10 protein-coding genes are annotated in these 13,887 nt (G+C 62.3%); 3 read left to right on the top strand and 7 right to left on the bottom strand.

Translation table 11 applies throughout. The features are described 5' to 3' along the window. Positions 1 to 114: 114 nt before the first annotated feature. On the top strand, positions 115 to 741 hold the full coding sequence (locus OXI69_05815; GenBank protein ID MDE2665647.1) for a methylated-DNA--[protein]-cysteine S-methyltransferase: 627 nt from the start codon (positions 115 to 117) through the stop codon (positions 739 to 741). 66 nt (positions 742 to 807) lie between these two features. Further along, on the top strand, positions 808 to 1,854 hold the full coding sequence (locus OXI69_05810) for a Gfo/Idh/MocA family oxidoreductase (GenBank protein ID MDE2665646.1): 1,047 nt from the start codon (positions 808 to 810) through the stop codon (positions 1,852 to 1,854). Positions 1,855 to 1,881: 27 nt separating this feature from the next. Here the strand turns inward: OXI69_05810 and OXI69_05805 are convergent, their stop codons facing one another. From OXI69_05805 to OXI69_05790, 4 genes are all read right to left on the bottom strand, one after another. After that, on the bottom strand, positions 1,882 to 3,087 hold the full coding sequence (locus tag OXI69_05805; protein MDE2665645.1) for an acetate kinase: 1,206 nt from the start codon (positions 3,085 to 3,087) through the stop codon (positions 1,882 to 1,884). A 30-nt stretch (positions 3,088 to 3,117) separates the two neighbouring features. Further along, a complete protein-coding gene (locus OXI69_05800; protein ID MDE2665644.1) occupies positions 3,118 to 4,038 on the bottom strand; it encodes a bifunctional enoyl-CoA hydratase/phosphate acetyltransferase in 921 nt (306 codons plus the stop codon). 103 nt (positions 4,039 to 4,141) lie between these two features. Continuing rightward, entirely contained in the window at positions 4,142 to 5,377 is a 1,236-nt protein-coding gene (locus OXI69_05795; GenBank protein ID MDE2665643.1) for a pyruvate carboxyltransferase, read from the bottom strand. A gap of 468 nt (positions 5,378 to 5,845) precedes the next feature. Further along, on the bottom strand, positions 5,846 to 8,530 hold the full coding sequence (locus tag OXI69_05790; protein ID MDE2665642.1) for a pitrilysin family protein: 2,685 nt from the start codon (positions 8,528 to 8,530) through the stop codon (positions 5,846 to 5,848). 484 nt (positions 8,531 to 9,014) lie between these two features. Between OXI69_05790 and priA the strand changes: the two genes are divergently transcribed. Then, entirely contained in the window at positions 9,015 to 11,471 is a 2,457-nt protein-coding gene (gene priA / locus OXI69_05785) for a primosomal protein N' (protein MDE2665641.1), read from the top strand. A gap of 185 nt (positions 11,472 to 11,656) precedes the next feature. Here priA and OXI69_05780 read toward each other — a convergent pair whose 3' ends face one another. From OXI69_05780 to OXI69_05770, 3 genes are all read right to left on the bottom strand, one after another. Then, positions 11,657 to 11,923, bottom strand: coding sequence for an integration host factor subunit beta (locus tag OXI69_05780; protein ID MDE2665640.1), 267 nt, complete (start codon positions 11,921 to 11,923; stop codon positions 11,657 to 11,659). 84 nt (positions 11,924 to 12,007) lie between these two features. Continuing rightward, complete coding sequence (locus OXI69_05775; protein ID MDE2665639.1) at positions 12,008 to 12,433, bottom strand: Zn-ribbon domain-containing OB-fold protein; 426 nt, start codon at positions 12,431 to 12,433, stop codon at positions 12,008 to 12,010. A gap of 4 nt (positions 12,434 to 12,437) precedes the next feature. Beyond that, positions 12,438 to 13,700 (bottom strand): beta-ketoacyl synthase N-terminal-like domain-containing protein, encoded by a 1,263-nt coding sequence (locus tag OXI69_05770; protein MDE2665638.1) that lies wholly within the window; start codon positions 13,698 to 13,700, stop codon positions 12,438 to 12,440. Between the last annotated feature and the right edge of the window lie 187 nt (positions 13,701 to 13,887).

Here is a 13,887-nt window from a genome sequence, read left to right as displayed (position 1 = left end):
CACGCCCGTGAGTGGTCCCGGCTTTACCGTTGGGAATCGGAACCCGCTACAGTACAATGAGGCCGGGGTGAAACCGGCGGCAGCCCTTACTCCGGCTACCCCGGATGTGAGGCCATGAGCGTCGAAAACAACCCGCGGATCGACTGCCACATTGGCGACTCGCCCTTGGGACGACTGTTGATTGCGGCCACTTCGCAGGAGCTGTGCAGCCTGATGTGGGGAGACCGAGATCAGGAGCTTCTCGAGGCCCTGGAGAGGCGGTTTGGGCGGCACACCCTCGGTCCCGGCCTGGAGAGACCGGAACGGTGGTTCGAACCCGTCAACCGATTTCTCGGGGGAGAACCGGTCGACCTGTCTTTCCCGCTCGAACCGGGGGGAACGGCTTTTCAGCGAACCGTCTGGCGCCGGCTCCGGGAGATTCCGCTCGGCCAGACCCTGACCTATGCAAGCCTGGCGAAGGCCTTGGGCAATCCAGGCGGTGTCCGGGCAGTGGCCAGCGCCTGCGCCGCCAATCCGGTGGCCCTGCTCATCCCCTGTCACCGGGTTGTTCGCAGCGACGGTGGGCTGGGAGGCTATCGCTGGGGACTGCAGCGGAAGCGCAGGCTGCTGAGCCTGGAAGCGTCCATGGCGGAAGACGGCCCCTGGAAGCTGACCGCACCCGCCGGGCCGGAGCGGGTGGGCGCCGCGCTCCCTGACCCTCTTTCGGAACGCGGATCCCACCAGGAAAGCGGCAACCCGTGACTCGTAGAACCACCCCTTTCATGACAAACGGAACAATCCCTGAAATTCGAACTGGAGGTTAGATCCATGGCATCGGCCATTCGCATCGGCATCGTAGGCGCGGGCGACAATACCCGCGTGCGTCACATTCCAGGACTGCAGGCCCAGGAGGGCGTCGAGATCGTTTCCGTCTGCAACCGTAGCCAGGCCTCCAGCCAACGGGTGGCCGAGGAGTTCGGCATCCCCACCATTCACGACAATTGGCGGGAGCTGGTCGCCTCGGACGAGATCGACGCGGTCGTGATCGGCACCTGGCCCTATCTCCACTGCCCCATCACCCTGGCGGCCCTGGAGGCCGGCAAGCACGTGATGACCGAGGCCCGCATGGCCATGGACGCCGGCCAGGCCCGGCTGATGCTGGAGGAATCCCAGGCCAACCCACACCTGGTGACCCAGATCGTTCCCTCCCCCATCACCTTGACGGTGGACGGCATGATCCGGAAGCTGGTGGCCGAAGGCTACCTGGGCGAAATCCTGGCGGTGGACGTCACCAACAACGCCAACAGCTTCCTGGACCGATCCGGCCCACTGCACTGGCGCCACGATCGCAACCTGAGCGGTATGAACATTCTGGCCATGGGGATCTGGTACGAGGCCCTGATGCGCTGGGTGGGCGAAGCCGTCGAGGTCATGGCCATGACCCAGGTCAACGTCACCCAGCGCTCTACTGCGGGGGGAGCACTGCAGACTATCACCATCCCCGACCACGTGGACATCCTGGCGAAGATGGCCTGCGGGGCCCAGGCACGAATGCAGTTCAGCGCGGTGACCGGGCTGGCCGCCTCGATTTCCAGGACCTGGCTGTTCGGCAGCGAAGGCACTCTTTGCTACGATCTGGATGCCGATCAACTGTCAGGTGGAAAGCGGGGGGACAGCGATCTCGCGCCGATCGCCATCCCGGCTGAACTGGAAGGAAGCTGGCGGGTGGAGGAGGAGTTCATCAATGCCATCCGGGGCGAGGAAAAAATCTCTCACACCAGCTTCGAGGATGGCCTCAAGTACATGCAGTTTACGGAAGCGGTGACCCGCAGCGCCCGATCGGGTGTATCGATTTCGGTACAGGACATGGGTTGATCCTGACCGGCAGCTTCGGGAAATCCGCTACCCCCGGCCCGACTCGGCCACCAGCCGCGCCGTCTCGCGGGCGATCACCAGCTCTTCATTGGCCAGGATGACCAGGACCGAAACCTCGGACCCCTCGGCGGAAATCACCGTGTCCCTGCCACGCACCTGGTTCCTGTCGGGGTCGATCCGAATGCCCAGATACTCCAGACCCTGGCAAACGGACTGTCGGATCCGGATGCCGTTTTCGCCGATTCCTCCGGTAAAGGCCAGAATATCCAGGCCCTCCAGGACCGCCGAATAGGCTCCGATATACTTCCTGGTTTCGTGTACCAGCACCTCCAGGGCCAGCTTGGCTCGGGGGTTCCCTGCCGCTGCCGCTTCTTCCAGGTCCCGCACGTCCCCGCTCAGACCCGAGATTCCCTTGAGCCCTCCCCGCTGGGATAGGCCTTCCCGCACCTGGTCCACGCTCAGGCCTTCCTCCTGCATGAGATAGAGCGGAACAAAGGGATCCAGATCGCCGTTGCGTGTGGCGTGGGACAGGCCCGCCTGGGGGGAAAACCCCATGCTGGTTTCAATGGACCGACCGTCCCTGATGGCGCAGATGCTGGCGCTCCCGCCCATGTGGCAGGAGATGATTTTCAGGTCCCGGCCGGAGCGCCCGGCCATTTCGGGGGCGCGCCAGGAGATGTAGCGATGAGAGGCTCCATGAAACCCGTAGCGCTGAATGGCGTGTTTCTCGGCCCACTCATAGGGGATCCCATAGGTTCTGGCGTAATCGGGAATGGTCTTGTGAAAGGCGGCTTCGAACACCCCCACCAGAGTCTTTTCGGGCAGAAGCTGCTGGAAGATGCGGAAGGCCTCGATGTAAGGAGGATTGTGGGCCGGAGCCAGGAAGATGTAGTCCTCCATGGCCTGGATGACCTCGTCGGTCACCACCACCGAATCGGCAATGCCCTTGGCGTGAACCGGCTTGAAACCAATGGCATCCAGCTCCTCCAGGCTCGCCAGAACCTCCGACGCCGGATCGGTCAGGATATCGAGCACCTGCTCGATGGCCGCCCGATGGTCGGGAGCCCGGATATCCCTTTCCTGCGCGGGACCGTCGCCCAACTGGTAGCTCAGCGGCGAACTGGGGCTGCCCACGCGCTCCACCTTGCCCACCGCAACCACCGATTCGTCTTCCATCTGGAACAGCCGGAACTTCAAGGAAGTGGATCCGACGTTGACGACCAGAATCTTCATGACGGTTTCAAACGCCGTTTCCCATCCGACTCAGCCCGCGGAGCCGCCCGCGGCCTTCCCGACCAGAACGGCCAGCGCGATGGATCGGATCTTGGTTTCGGGAGTCTCCGCCCGGGACAGCAGAATGAGCGGAACCCGGGCTCCCAGGACGATGCCGCCCGATTCTCCCTGGGCGAAGTAGAGAATGGCACGGTAGAGGATATTGGCCGCCTCGATATCGGGGGCCACAAAAATATCGGTGGCCTCCACCAGGGGGCTGTCGATGCCCTTGCGCTCGGCGGCAAACCGGCTCAGGGGAGAATCCAGGGCAATGGGTCCTTCGATGTAGGCTCCCGAGACTTGCCCGCGCCGATTCATCAGGGTCAAGCCGGCCGCGTCCAGCGTCGCCGGCATCTCGGGATTGACGAACTCCAGCGCGCAAAGGACGGCCAGGTTGGGTTTGGGCACACCGATCGCGTGAGCCACTTCTATGGCGTTGCGGCAGATCTCGGCTTTCTGAGCCAGGTTGGGAGCGATATTGATGGCGGCGTCGGTCATGACCATCAGCCGCTGGATTCCGGGCACCTGGAAGACGATCACCTGGCTCAGCAGCCGCCCGGTGCGAAGGCCGTTCTCCCTGTCGAGCACCGCCCGGACCAGGGTCGAGGTGTTGATCTTTCCCTTCATGAGCAGGCTGGCCCGGCCTTCCCGAATCAGGCCGATGGCTTTCCGTGCCGCCAGGGCCTGGTCGGGCTCGTGGATCATCTGGTCGGGAGCCGGCTCCAGTCCGACCTTCTCGACCATGGGTTCCATCCTGGAGCGGTCACCCACCAGGATGCCCTGGGCCAAACCCATGGACTGGGCCTGCTTGAGCGCTTGCAGCACGTCCGGATCCTGGCCGCAGGCCACCGCGATGACGGCGGGCCCCTCGCTGATGGCCGCAGCTACCAGTTCATCCAGGCTCTTGAACATGGAAAGAAGCCTCCTTTGTCCAAACTTCGGCGGAAAACCGAGGGTGGTGCTCCGGCTCCCGCCTGACGTCACCCTGTCCGCTACCTGCCGTAGGGAGGCGGTATCAGACCGAGGCCGGCGTCCCTTCCAGGACCGACTTCACAATCCGGTCGAACTCGCTGTCGGACAGGAGACGCTTGCTGTCGATGGAAGTCTGCTTGACCTGAGCCAGGATCTCGTTGGTCTGCTCCGGCGTGGCCTGCAGTCCCCTGCGCTCCAGGTGCTCCTCGATATTGGCCAGGCCGCTCCCCTTGCCCAGCGCGATATCTACCGCCGGTCGGCCGACCACTTCCGGAAGGAACGGAATGTATTCCAGAGGCTCCGCCTGCTTGCAGCGGCCGTGGAACATGGCCACGATGCCCGACTCGATATGGTAGAGAGAGTCGCCGACGATGGGCCGGTTGGGGGGCACGCTGAACCCGCTCAACTCCTGTACCAGCTTGGACAGCTCGTAGAAGCCCTCGGTCTTGACGCCGGTATCCACGCCGTAGAGGACCTTCAGGGCCATGATGGTGTCTTCCAGGGGAACGTTGCCGGCGCGCTCTCCGGTGGCCGTAACGGTGACGTGGGCCACCGAGGCTCCGTTGGCCAGGGCCGAGATGGTGTTGGCCACCCCCAGACCGAAGTCTTCGTGGCAGTGGATCTCGATGGGTTGGGCGAAGCGGGACCGCAGCTTGCTCACCACCATGGCGATGCCTTGGGGTGTGCAAACGCCGAAGGAGTCCGCCAGGGTCATCGAGTCCATGTGTCCCTCGGTGGAGACCTGCTCCATGAGGTCGATATACCTGTTCAGGTCGGACCGGGTGCTGTCGATGGTGAAGAAGACCGTGTACAGGCCCGCCTCCTTGGCCGCCAGGGTGGTGTCGATGGATGCCTTGATGGCCCAGTCCATGCTCTTGCCGTAGGCGTGCTTGATGATGTGGTCGCTGGAGGGAATCTCGGTAATGATGCCGTCGACGCCGCAATCCTTGGCCATCTTGACGTCGGCCGGCATGCAGCGCGCAAAGGAGAAGATCTCCGGACCCAGGTCCAGGCTCACAATGTCCTTGATGGCCGCCTCGTCTTCAGCCGAAACCGCCGGCATGCCCGCCTCGATGCGGTGGACACCGGCCGCGGCCAGCTTCTTGGCGATCGCCACCTTCTCCTGACGGCGAAACACGATCCCCGTCTGTTGCTCCCCGTCGCGCAGGGTGACGTCGTGAATGCGGATCTGCTCCGGAAAATTCATGCCCTGAGTGGCTTCCGGCGCGTAGTTCCAGGGGCTGGCAAACCAGCTGTCGGTTTTCCAAGGTTGACTCATCTGTGTTCTCCTTAACGTTGAAAACTGGGCAAGATCGGTTTCAATCAGGGCGGTTGGGCACAGGGATGAATGCGACGGTGCCGCCGGATTCTCGCGGCACAATCTATTGCATCGAACCGATACCTGTCAAGCTCGCCCGGGGGGCCGCGGCCCGCGCTACCGCGCGGACCCTTGGAGGGTGAAACGGCCGATTACTTAACAGAAGCGAACCACGAATGAACACGAATACCGATGGACTTCCTTCAACGGCAGGCGGCACCAAAATGCTTCTGCAATTTTGTTGCTTCGGTATCACTTCGTGTCCTTGGCAGATAACCTCCTCGATTTCGGTTGACGCCCCCCAATGAACAACCCATCGATCCCTTTATTGGCGTTCATTCGTGGATGACCCTGTTTGCCTTCGTGGATTTCTGTTTGTCGGCCTTTGTGGACAGCGCCTCAGTTGTTTCAGGCGTCGCCGGGAGGCGGCTATCGCGACACCGGTTTGCCGGCGGGATCAACGATTTCCACCGGCCCAAGATCGAGCCGGCGCACCGGATCCTCCAGCTCATTCAGGTCTCCAACCACAACCACCAGCAACCGGGTCTCGTCCAGATAGCCTCGCGCCGCGGCCCGAACCTGTTCCAGCGTCACCGAATCGACGGACGCGGGGTAGCCGGCCAGCGTCTCCAGGGGAAGATCATAGGCAAAGAGGTCGGCCATTTGATCCGCCACTCGCCCCAACGTCTCGAACCGCTGAGCAAAACCACGCACCAGGTTCTGCTTGGCTGTCGACAACTCGGCCGGGGTGATGGGCCTGGCGCCCCCGATGGACTCGATTTCCCGGTGCATCTCCACCAGCGTCTCGGTGGTTACAGGAGTCTGCACGGCCGTGCCTCCGACCCAGAATCCCCCCTGTCGGGCGTAGGCGAACCGGGTGGAGGCCCCGTAGGTGTACCCCTTGTCCTCCCGCAGGTTGAGATTCAGGCGGCTGCTGAAGCTGCCTCCCAGCACGGCGTTCATCAGCTCGATGGCATGGTAGTCGGCAACCTTGCGTGCGGGACCGATCGACCCCAGGCGGATCTGGGACTGGGGGGCATCCTGGCGGTCCACCAGGACCACTCGGATCCCCTCGGGAGGAGTGGCTTCAGGCAGGATGATCTTGGGCGCTTCACCCGCTTCCCAGCCGGCCAGGCAATCCCCGGTCAACCGGGTGGCCTCGGCCAATGTGATGTCTCCCGCAAAAAGCAGGACGGCGTTGCCCGGCCGCCAGTGCGTTCGGTGAAAATCGACCAGCTCCTGGCGGGTCAGGGCGCGCATCGAAGCCTCGTCGCCTCCGGTTGGAAGCCCGAATGGATGAGCTTCCCCGAACAACAGGGATCGGAAGACCCTGGCAGCCGTGGCCGAGGGACTGTTCCGCTCCTGAAGAATGCGGTCCAGCCGCAACTTCCGCTGCCGCTCCAGCTCCTCTGCCGGGAAGTTCGAATTCAGAACCAGATCGGACACAAGGCGAACTGCCGGCTCCAGGTGCTCCTTGAGCACTTCCAGGGCCAGATGACAGTTCTCGGACTCGGCGCCGGAACCGAAGGAAGCGCCCAGCCGGTCCAACTCCGCCTGGATCTCCAGAGTCGTCCTCGAGCGGGTGCCTTCGTCCAGCATGGCGGTGGTCATCCAGGCGACCCCCGGCCTGGAGAGGGGATCCGAACAAGACCCCGACTTCAACAACAGGCTGACGGCCACCTTGGGAAGATCATGCCGCTCGGCCACCACCACCGTCAGGCCCGAGGCGAGGGTCTCTACAGCCAGGGCAGGCGGTCGAAAGGACTTGGGGCTTCCGATGCCGGGCTGCTGCTCCCGGTCCGGCTCGGACCTCCGGGGACGGGCCGACGACTCGGGTACGAAGCTGAGGGCCACTCTGCGAGAGGTATTCAGCCAGGTCTCCGCAGCACTCCGCACCTCTTCCGCACCCAACTGCTGGTAGCGCAGGTAGTCTTCCTGGAAGTAACCGGGTTCTCCCAGGAAGGTGTTGTACTGGTTCAAGAGATCGGCCTTCCCCCCAAAACCCCCGATACGCTCCAGGCCGCTCACGAACTCGAATTCCTGCTTGGCTTTTTCCCGTTTCAACTCTTCAGGGTCGGGTCCTTCCTTGGCAAAGGCAGCGATCTCCTCCCGGATGAGATCGTCCAGGCGGCCCAGGGTCCGACCGGGGCGAGCGGTGGCCACCACCCCGAAAAGCCCGCTGATTTCCAGGGAATAGTTGAAGGCGGATACGTCCGAGGCCACCTGCTCCTGATAGACCAGCCGCCGGTAGAGCCGCGAGTTCTTGCCCCGTGAGAGCATGCGTGAGGCCAGGTCGAGCTCCGCGTCTCCGGCGTGGAAATAGGCCGGCACCGGCCAGACCAGGTAGAGGCGCTCCAGAGGCACTCGGTCGGAGACAGTGACACGGCGTTCACCCTCCATCCGAGGGACCCACAATCGGGGGCGCTCCAGGGGGGGGCCGGGGGGCAGCGGGCCGAAATACTTTTCCACCCATTCCCGGGCCTGAACCCGGTCGAAATCGCCGGCAACCACCAGGCTGCAGTTGTTGGGAGCGTAGTGCTTATGGAAGAAATCCTTGGTTTCCTGCAGGGAAGTCGCGTCCAGGTCCTCCTGCGATCCGATCACGATCCAGGAATAGGGATGCCCTTGGGGAAACAGGTTTTCGAAGATCAACTGCAGCGCGCGTCCGTAGGGAACGTTCTCGTAGCTCTGACGGCGCTCGTTCTTGACCACGCCACGCTGGTTGTCCAGTTTTTCCTGAGTGAGGGCATCGGCCAAATAGCCCATCCGGTCCGACTCCAGCCACAACACGTATTCCAGAGCCTCACTGGGCACCGTTTCGAAGTAGTTGGTGCGGTCGAAGCTGGTGGTGCCGTTGACCCCACCCTCGCGCATATTGGCTCCAGCCCGTTCCAGGTAGGTGAGATATTCCCCGTCGGCATTCCGGGACCCCTGGAACATCATGTGCTCGAACAAGTGGGCCAAGCCGGTGCGACCCGGCTGCTCATTCTTGGAGCCGACGTGGTACCACAGGTTGACGTGGGCCACGGGAAGCTTGGCGTCGGAATGCAGAATGACCTGCAGGCCGTTGGCCAGGCGGTACTTCTCAAAATCGATGACGGGGGCTTGCCGCATGGCTTTCAAGAAATTCCCTTCTCTTCATTGGATACCCGATCTCCACTGGCGAGGACCGTTGCCATACAGCCCCTTGGTCTCATTTCCCACATTGGTCCCTTGATCCCTCGAGTTTTTGCAAAATTGGCGGTGGAGCAGGATATTTTGCCAACAAACGTCATGTCATGCCTTTTTCAATATCGGGTGCGACCTGGTGAAAAAAGCGGGTTCACCACGAAAAGCACAAAAGTCACAAAACGAACTTCCTGATTTCGAGTCTTGACGATCCGAAGTTGATCCCCATGGACTCGCGTTGACCGAATGTACGCAGATTACCTGGAGCTCGTGCGACATGTGCGGGAGTCAACTCCCTACAGCCTTTCAGTGTTCTGCTCTCTTTGTGCCTCTTGTGGCCATTCCCGGTAAGGGTCCCGCTGCCGAATTCTGTAAACGCCTCTCTCATTACCCCTTTCAAACCCTGTGGAAATCGGTTAAGTAAAGACCCATGTACCTGGAAGTGAGCCTGCCGCTCCCGATCACACGACACTTCTACTATCGTCTCCCGGAGGCCCCCTCCAAGCCCATGCAGCCGGGCCAGCGGGTGCTGGTGCCCCTCGGGAACCGAAAGGTTACGGGCTATGTGCTGAAGGCCCATCCCCGCCTCCCCTCCGATTTCCCCCAAACGGTCGAACTGAAACCCGTCCTGGAAGTGCTGGACGATTCCAGCTTGATCTCACCCGGTCTCTTCGAACTCAGCCGCTGGGTGGCCGACTACTACTTCGCTTCGCTGGGAGAGGTCCTGAAGGCCTGCCTGCCGCCCGGAATCAATCCCAGGATGGAGCAGCGCTTCAGCCTGACTGCTTCGGGGGAGCGCCTCCTGAAGCAGACGAAGAATAGCGCAGAGATCAGCCAAAGGAAACGGCAAATCCTGGAGTTGCTGGCTCGGCACTCCGGGCTGGACCGCCGGGCTCTCGAAAGGCTGGCGAAGCACAGGGTCACTGCAGCCGAACTCGAAGCACTGGCGGCTGCAAGCTGGATTCGGATCGAGCAGGCACCTCGGGGTACGGTTGTCGCGGCCAAGAAGCGTTGGTTCCTCTCGCTCCACCCCGACTGGAAAGAAGCCTTGCCCGAGGCAAGGCTGACCGACAACCAAAGGGCCTTGATCTCCCACCTGCGGAGCGCCGGAGGCGCCGTGAGCCTGGCCGGTCTTCGCAAGCTCTTTTCCGTCTCCCGACCGGCCCTGGAGCGTCTGGAGCAACGGCAACTGGTCCGACTGAGCCGGGACGAGGTGGCGCGGGATCCACTGGGTGGGACGGACCCTGCCGGCCGCTATCAACCCCGGGTGCCGTCCCAACAGCAGCGCAAGGCCCTGGAGGCGCTGATTCCGAAGCTGAACGCCGGGCGTTTCTCGGCCGTTCTCCTGCATGGCGTGACCGGTAGCGGCAAGACGGAAGTCTATCTCGGCCTGATCGAGCACACCTTGAGGTCAGGAAAGACCGCCCTGGCGCTGATGCCGGAGATCGCGCTCACCCCCGCGGTGGCTGAGGAATTTCGCGCCCGCCTGGGCAACACGGTGGCCATCCTGCACAGTGGATTGTCCGATGGAGAACGCCACGACGAGTGGTGGCGAATCAAGCGCGGGCATGCCCGGGTGGTGATCGGCACCCGCTCGGCGGTGTTCGCTCCCCTGGAAAACCCCGGACTGGTGGTGGTGGACGAGGAACACGATCCCTCCTACAAGCAACAGGAGAGTCCCCGCTACCACGGGCGCGACACGGCCATCGTCCGGGGGAAGCAGGCCGGGGCGGTGGTGGTGCTCGGCTCTGCCACGCCGTCGATCGAGACCTTCCACCACTCCCGGGAAGGGAAATATGGCTACCTTCGAATGGCGGCTCGCATTCACTCCCGGCCACTCCCCGAGACCCGCCTGGTCGACATGCGGGCGGACTTCGAGACCACCTCCCGTATAACTCCGCTCTCGGCAGAGCTCAGCGCGGCCATCGGGGACCGTCTGGAGAGGCAGGAACAGATCCTCGTTCTGCTCAACCGCCGCGGATACGCCGCACACGTGCTTTGCCGTAGCTGCGGAGAGAACATTCAGTGCCGCTTTTGCAGCATCGCGATGACCTACCACAAGATTCGCAAGGCCCTGGTCTGTCACTACTGCGGCTACCGGCAACGGGTCCCTCAAAAGTGCCCTGCCTGTCACAGCAAGCACCTCTACTTCATGGGAGAGGGGACGGAAAAGGTGGAGGGATTGCTAAAGGAGGCCTTCCCTGAGGCCCGTGTGGACCGGCTCGATCGGGACGCGGCCCGCAGGAAGGATGCTCACCGTCAAATCCTGAGCCGGTTCCGGCAGCGCAAGACCGATATCCTTACCGGAACGCAGATGATCTCCAAGGGCCACGACTTTCCCTTCGTCACCCTGGTAGGGGTGGTTTCGGCGGACCACTCCCTGTCTTTTCCCGATTTTCGGGCCGCCGAACGGACCTTCCAGCTCTTGAGCCAGGTTTCCGGGAGAGCCGGAAGGGGGGAGTTGCCGGGAGAGGTCCTGATTCAGAGTTACTGCCCGGAGCACTATTGTTTCCGTTTCGTGACTTCCCACGACTACGAGGGGTTCTACGAGAAGGAGATTCAGTTCCGCAGGTTCATGCACTACCCACCCTTCACCGCCTTGGCGCTGATTCTGGTCCGCGACAAGAACCTGGCAGCGGCGACCGAGACCATCAACCGTTTCGCCGAGCTGCTGCAAGGGGCCCGCGGCCCGCAGACTCGCATTCTGGGACCCACCCAGTCTCCGCTGCCCAGAATCCGATCGGAACACCGATTTCAACTCCTGATCAAGTCCAGGAGTCGATCCCGGCTGCAGGCTCTTCTCCGGAAGACCCTCCATCAGGCCCAGACCAGTGGACTGGATCTCCGCAGGATCCACATCGACATCGACCCGATTGACCTGATGTAGCTTTCCTCGGCAGGATCGCTGCCGGCAGGCCGGATAGCGGTTTGAGGAGGAATCTCTTGGGATTTGGACGGAAAGCGAGGGCAGCCGCCAGCCAGGCAGCGCAACGGCCTACAGGGACTCATTTGTTTCCGGAGATTTGGACGGGGCAGCCATCCGGTGGCTTCCATCCGGATGGCACGGCGGTGCTAGATGGATTGCAGATCCTTGCCGGGCTTGAAACGAACGGCCTTGCCGGGCGGAATGGAAACTTCTTCCCCGGTCCTGGGGTTGCGGCCGATCCCGGTCTTGCGGGGCTTGATGTTGAAGACGCCGAATCCCCGCAGCTCTATCCGATCATTGCGTTGAAGCGCGCCTTTCATCGCATTGAACACGGCGTCAACGGCAGCTTCGGCCTTGCTTCTGGGGATTCCGGTCCGCTCGACGACATGGTTGATGATGTCTAGTTTGATCACCGCTAAACCCTTTCCTCGAAGAGATGCCGACAGAGTCTATCGGCTAAGTCCAATGCTGTCTAGTGTCCTGCCCCAGAAATAAGGCTAACCCGCATGTAGGGGCTTGAAGGCAAGGACCGTCCGCGACCCCGAACCGCTATCCTCCTGCAGGAAATCGACCTGGAGCGGCATCCCGACGGAGATCGTCCCGGGATTGCGGGTATCCACCCCCTCAATTCGGGCCACCACCCGGGCTTTTTCCTCGAGTTCGACCACGCCGGTGCAATAGGGGTTCTCTCGACCATAGCCCAGCTTCAGCATGGCCGGTGTACCGATGGCAATGCAGGTGAAAGCCACCAGCTTACCCCGTCCTTCCATCAGCTCCCACTCCATGTTCGACTGGTCGCATTGGGGACAGAGCGCTCGAGGAGGAACAAAGACTGCCTGGCAGGCCAGGCATCTCGATCCCATCAGTTTTCCTTCCCGGAGGTATGCCTGAAAGGAGTGATCGGTGAAGGGCCTCGGTTCCAGGGTGCTATCTCCTTTCGAGAACGGTGACGGTCGAAGTGCCTCCGGTCCCTCCCAGATTCTGGGCCGCGCCCAGGCGCGGATGGCCGGGCACCTGTCTCTCCCCGGCTTGTCCCCGGAGCTGGGTCCATACTTCGAATATCTGGGCAGCCCCGGTAGCCCCGACGGGATGGCCCTTGCATTTGAGTCCGCCCGAGGTATTGATGGGCTTGGACCCGTCCAAACGGGTCTGACCATCTTCTACCGCCTTGTATGCCTGACCGGCCGGAAAGAAACCCAGATCCTCGATATGCAGCAGTTCTGCAATGGAGAAACAGTCGTGTACCTCGGCAAACTGGACTTCCTCCGCCGCGATGCCGGCCATGTCAAAGGCTTCCCGGGCCGCATACCGGGTTGCTTCGAAGGTGGTCAGATCCTCGGAGGCGTGCAGACCACGCCCGCTGGCCTGCCCGATTCCGGCAACGTAAAGCGGATCGTCGGTAAAGCTCCGAGCCAACTCTTCACCCACCAACAGGAGACAGCAGGCTCCGTCGCTGATGGGGCAGCAGTCAAACAGGTGAATCGGCCAGGCTACCACCGGATTGGCCCTGGGGTCTCGCAGAAAAGCCTTGGGGTCCGGCCAATCCGGAACCGGGCGCCCCTTGCTCTCGGCCCTCCTTTTCTTGGCGACCATGACCTCTTCCAACGTGGCGCTGAGCTGTGCCTTGGGGTTCCGAGCCGCATTGTCATGACTCTTGATGGTGACGTTCATGAGATGCTCTCGGGAGGCCCCGAACTTATCGAAATAGGCGGTTGCAATGGTGCCGAAGACTCCGGGAAAGGTGAACCCGACCTCCCGTTCGTAAGGAATGGCCGCCATGCCCAATCCTTCGGCCACCACTTCAGTGGCGCCTTTGGACATGTCCTCCACACCCCCGACCAGAACCGCATCGTAGAACCCCGAGGCGATGGCGAAAACGCCTTCCCGAAAGGCCAGCGCACTGGAAGCGCAGGCACCCTCGGTACGGGTCGCCGGCCGAGGGACCAGACCCAGCGTGTCGGAGAGAATGGCGCCCCAGTGGGATTGCCGCACGAAAAAGTCGTTGCTGTAGTTGCCCAGGTAGAAAGCGTCGATATCGGCGGGGTCCAGTCCCTTGTCCACCGAGGCTATCATTGCCTGGAAGGCCTCCAGAAAAAGGTCCTTGGAGTCCCGGTCCCTGAACATGCCGAACTGGGACATCCCCGCGCCGACCAAGGCCACCCCACGGCTCAGTTTTCTCTTCTTTCTCATTGTTCCCCGCCCCGACTATGAATATAGGCCGCCTTGGCGGCCGGTTGCTGGCATGTTACCACAAACTCCGCGTCCCCAACCGCCGGCCTGGAGGGAGAATTCCCCGGGAGCGCGGGCGTCCCGCCAGGTTGATGCAATTCAGGGACTTACCTGAAACCAATCGAGAATGTAATCCACGACAGGGAAC

Source organism: Acidobacteriota bacterium, from assembly GCA_028875575.1.
In the GTDB taxonomy this organism is placed as follows: domain Bacteria; phylum Acidobacteriota; class Terriglobia; order Versatilivoradales; family Versatilivoraceae; genus Versatilivorator.
The sequence above is the reverse complement of the archived record's forward strand: the minus strand, read 5'-3'. Positions and strand labels throughout refer to the sequence as shown.

What these genes read in the sequence shown, in the direction of transcription:
- OXI69_05815 (MDE2665647.1), top strand. Translation starts at nt 115, where the DNA reads ATGAGCGTCGAAAACAACCCGCGGATCGACTGCCACATTGGCGACTCG.
- OXI69_05810 (MDE2665646.1), top strand. Translation starts at nt 808, where the DNA reads ATGGCATCGGCCATTCGCATCGGCATCGTAGGCGCGGGCGACAATACC.
- OXI69_05805 (MDE2665645.1), bottom strand. Translation starts at nt 3,087, where the DNA reads ATGAAGATTCTGGTCGTCAACGTCGGATCCACTTCCTTGAAGTTCCGG.
- OXI69_05800 (MDE2665644.1), bottom strand. Translation starts at nt 4,038, where the DNA reads ATGTTCAAGAGCCTGGATGAACTGGTAGCTGCGGCCATCAGCGAGGGG.
- OXI69_05795 (MDE2665643.1), bottom strand. Translation starts at nt 5,377, where the DNA reads ATGAGTCAACCTTGGAAAACCGACAGCTGGTTTGCCAGCCCCTGGAAC.
- OXI69_05790 (MDE2665642.1), bottom strand. Translation starts at nt 8,530, where the DNA reads ATGCGGCAAGCCCCCGTCATCGATTTTGAGAAGTACCGCCTGGCCAAC.
- priA (MDE2665641.1), top strand. Translation starts at nt 9,015, where the DNA reads ATGTACCTGGAAGTGAGCCTGCCGCTCCCGATCACACGACACTTCTAC.
- OXI69_05770 (MDE2665638.1), bottom strand. Translation starts at nt 13,700, where the DNA reads ATGAGAAAGAAGAGAAAACTGAGCCGTGGGGTGGCCTTGGTCGGCGCG.